Source organism: Streptomyces sp. ME19-01-6, assembly GCF_033793745.1.
In the GTDB taxonomy this organism is placed as follows: Bacteria; Actinomycetota; Actinomycetes; order Streptomycetales; family Streptomycetaceae; genus Streptomyces.
Genome location: NZ_JARAXF010000083.1, coordinates 1 through 4,510 on the forward strand (window position 1 = coordinate 1; position 4,510 = coordinate 4,510).

1 protein-coding gene is annotated in these 4,510 nt (G+C 70.7%); it reads right to left on the minus strand.

Annotation, left to right across the window (positions count from 1 at the left end; all coding sequences use genetic code 11):
- Positions 1-4,510: type I polyketide synthase (locus PV419_RS52650; RefSeq protein WP_319701207.1), on the minus strand; the 4,510-nt coding region annotated here is incomplete at both ends.

Sequence of the window (4,510 nt, forward strand, 5' to 3'; positions counted from 1 at the left end):
GCAGGCGTTCATCGATTGGGCGAAGACGGGTGAGGTGGTCAGCAGCCGCAGTCCCATCCCCGCCCACTGACCACCCTGACCCGGAAACACAAACACCACCCGGGGCTGGTCTCCGGCCTTCTTGGCGGTGCCGGTGATGACGGTGGTGTGGGCTTGGTCGGTCGCCAGGGCTTCGAGGCCGTGCAGGAAGTCGGTGCGGTCCTGGCCCAGCACGACGGCGCGGTGTTCGAAGGAGGCGCGGCCCATCGCGAGGGTGTGGCCGACATCGAGCAGGTCCACCTCCGGGGTGTTGGTCAGGAACGTGTGCAATTGCCGGGCCTGGGCGCGTAGCGCTTGCGGGCTCTTCCCTGAGACGGCCCAGGGCAGTGGGCCTGGGGCGGTGCGGGGGGCGGTCGGTTCGTGGGTCTCCACGGCGGGCGGTGCCTGTTCCAGGATGACGTGGGCGTTGGTGCCGCTGACACCGAAAGACGAGACGCCCGCTCGGCGCATCCGACCCTGCTCCGGCCAGGGCACCGGCTCCGTCAGCAACCGCACCGCCCCGCCCGACCAGTCCACATGCGGTGAGGGCTCCTCGGCATGCAGGGTCTGCGGAAGCAGCCCGTGCCGCATGGCCATCACCATCTTGATGACGCCGCCCACTCCCGCGGCGGCCTGGGTGTGTCCGACGTTGGACTTGATCGACCCCAACCACAACGGCCGATCGGCTGACCGCCCCTGCCCGTATGTCGCCAGCAGCGCCTGGGCCTCGATGGGGTCACCGAGCGTCGTCCCCGTGCCGTGTCCCTCCACCACGTCCACGTCCACCGCGGCCACCCCCGCGTTTGCCCACGCCTGGCGGATCACCCGCTCTTGCGAGGGACCGTTCGGCGCCGTCAGTCCGTTGCTCGCCCCGTCCTGGTTGACCGCGCTCCCCCGTACCACCGCCAGGACCCGATGGCCGTTGCGCCGCGCGTCCGAGAGGCGCTCCACCAGAAGCATCCCCGCGCCCTCCGCCCAGCCCGTACCGTCCGCACCGGCTCCGAAGGACTTGCACCGCCCATCCGGCGCCAGTCCACGCTGGCGCGAGAACTCGACGAAAGTGGTGGGGGTGGACATGACGGTGACCCCGCCGGCCAGCGCCATGGAGCACTCCCCGGACCGCAGCGCCTGGCAGGCCAGATGCAGAGCGACCAGGGACGACGAACACGCGGTGTCCACCGTGACCGCCGGCCCTTCCAGGCCGAAGGTGTAGGCGATACGTCCCGAGGCGACGCTGCCCGCGTTTCCATTGCCGATGTAGCCCTCGTAACCCTCTGGGATTTCGCGCAGGCGGGTGCCGTAGTCGTGGTACATCACCCCCGCGAACACCCCGGTCGAACTCCCCCGCATCGACGCCGGATCGATCCCCGCCCGTTCCAGCGCCTCCCACGAGATCTCCAGCAGCAGCCGCTGCTGCGGATCCATCGCCACCGCCTCACGGGGGCCGATCCCGAAGAACGCCGCGTCGAACTCACCGGCGTCGTAAAGGAACCCACCCTGCCGGGTGTAGGAGGTGCCGGTTCGGTCCGGGTCCGGGTCGTAGAGCCGCTCCACCTCCCAGCCCCGGTCCGCGGGAAAGTCACCCACCGCGTCCACACCGGAGGCAACCAGATCCCACAGGCCCTCGGCCGAGCGCACACCTCCCGGAAACCGGCAGGCCATGCCAACGATCGCCACCGGCTCGCCCGCTCCTCCGCCGACGGCCGAGGCGGGAGGGGCGGCCGTGGCCGCCGGCATACCGCCGACCAACTCGTCACACAGGAAGCGGGCGAGCACGTCGGGGCGCGGCCGGTCGAAGACCAAGCCGGCCGGCAGGCGCAGCCCGGTAGCCTGCTGCAACCGGTTCCGCAGGTCCACCGCGGCAAGAGAGTCGAACCCCAGGTCGCGGAACGCAGAGTCCACCGGGACAGCGTCGGCCGTGCCGTGGCCCAGCACCGCGGCCGCCCGGGAGCGCACCAGCCGCAGCACCTCCCGTAGCCGTTCTTCCGTCCCGAGGCCGGTCAACCGCCGCCGCAAGGACGTCGGCCCACCGGCCGAGGCGTCTCGGGACCCGGACACCCGGGCCGGAACGCCCGTCACTTGCCTCAAGTACGGCGGAACGGACCCGGTTGTCTGAAGCTCCGCCATGTCGATTGCGGCGGGCGCCACCAGGGGGCGCCCGCAGCTCAGGGCCTTGTCGAAGAGCTCCAGGCCCTCGCTGGTGACCAGCGGGCTCAGACCCGAGCGGCGAAGCCGTGCCTGGTTTGTGGCATCCAGCTGCCCGGTCATGCCCCCGGCCTGCTCCCACACTCCCCAGGCCAAGGACACCGCCGGCAGCCGAGCGGCGCGCCGGTGACACGCCAGCGCGTCCAAGGTGGCGTTCGCAGCGGCGTAGTTGGCCTGCCCTGCCGAACCCGTCATTCCGGCCAGCGAGGAGAAGAGCACGAACGCGGACAGCGACAGGTCGCGAGTGAGCTGGTGGAGATTGAGCGCGGAATCGACCTTGGCCCGCAGGACACGGGTCACGCCATCCGGTGTGAGGGATGTGATCACCCCGTCCTCCAGTACGCCTGCCGCGTGCACCACCGCGGCCAGGGGATGGTCGACGGAGATCCCCGCCAATGCGCTCGCGAGTTGCTGCCGGTCGGCGGCATCGCACGCATCGATGGTCACCCGCGCCCCGAGCTCCACGAGTTCGGCCTCCAGCCGCCTGGCCCCCGGGGCGTCGAGGCCACGACGGCTGATGAGCAGCAGATGCCGTACGCCATGAGTGGCCACCAGGTGGCGGGCGAGCATCGCGCCGAGGCTGCCGGTGCCGCCGGTGATGAGTACGGTGCCGTCGGGAACCCAGGGACGCTCACCCGTGGTCTTGGTGGAAGTATCGGCCACCGCCGGTGGAACAGGTTCGGTCATCGGGCTCAGCCGGGGCACGCGCAGGACCCCGTCGCGTACGGCCACTTCCGGTTCTCCGGAGGCCAGGGCCATCGACAGCGTCCGGCCGTGGTCTTCGGGGTCGGCCGCGCGGTCATCCAGGTCGAGCAGAACGAATCGGTCGGGGTGCTCCGACCGGGCGGAGCGGATCAGACCCCGAACCGCCGCTCCCGCCAGGTCTTTCACATCTTCGTCCGGCGCCGTGGCCACCGTGGCTCGCGTGAGGACCACCAGGCGGCTGTCGGCGAACCGGCTGTCTCCCAACCACTGCTGCAGGAGCCCCAGCATGTGATGCGTGGCATGACGTACCGCCTCGCTCGGCTCCTGCTCGCTCCCCGCTGGGGACCAGGCCACGACCGTCCGGGGAACGGGCGCGTCGTCGGCGATCGCCGCGCAGAGCGCGGCCAGATCGGCGTACGTCCGCTCGGGCGGAGCGGCGAAGCCCTCGGCCTGAGTCCCGATCAACACCCATGGGTCGGCTTCTTCGGCCGCTGCGGGCTGGGGGACGGGTTCCCAGCGCACCTCGAAAAGCGCGCCGTGGTGGGCGACCTGGGCAGCCGTTCGCAACTCGGCCCTGGACACCGGCCGCAGTGCCAGCGACCGAACCGATGCCACTGGCTCACCCACCTCGTCGGCCACGTCGACCGACACCGCCCCCGGGCTGTGGCCGTCCGGCCTCAGCCGGACACGAAGGGCCGTCGCCCCCGAAGCACACAGAGTCACTCCAGTCCACGTGAACGGGAGCCGGCTGTCCGGTTGTCCCTGAAGCGAGGGCAAGAGGGGAATGGTGTGCAGTGCGGAGTCCAGCAGAGCAGGATGCAGCGCGAACCGACCCGCTGCCGTGTCACCCAGCACACCTTCTGGCTTACATGCGGTCGCGAAGACCTCCTCGCCGCGTTGCCAGGCCGCGTCCAGACACCGGAAGGCCGCACCGTAATGGAAACCCCCCTCGGCCAGCCGCTCGTACAGTTCCTCCAGGTCCACGGCGACCGCACCCGGCGGCGGCCATGCACCCGCAAGCACGGCGCCGTGCACCGACTCACCGGAGTCTTGGTCAGGCTTGCCGGCAAGGTACCCGGCGGCATGGCGCGTCCATGACTCTCCTCCCGAATCGGCGGTGAGGCCGCCGACATCGGTGCGCGAGTAGATATCCACTGCCCGGCTTCCGGCTTCGTTCGGCGCGCTCACGGTCACCTGCAGCACTACGCCGGCGCTCTCCGGTACGACGAGCGGAGTGTGCAGCGTCAGCTCCTCGACCCGACGGCAGTCGACATGGGAACCGGCCTGGAGGGCGAGTTCGAGGAAGGCGGTACCGGGGAGCAGCACAGCGCCGCCGACGGCGTGGTCGGCCAGCCAGGGATGCGTACGGAGAGAAATCCGCCCGGTGAACAGCAACCCCTCGCCATCGGCCAGCCCTACCGCCGCGCCCAGCAGGGGATGCCGCGCCGGTTCCAGGCCTGCCGCCGACATATCGCTCGCGGTAGTGGTGGTGTTGAGCCAGTAGTGGTGGTGTTGGAAGGGGTAGGTGGGGAGGTTGGGGTGGTGGGTGGGTGTGTGGTGGTGGTGCCAGGTGGTGGGGTGG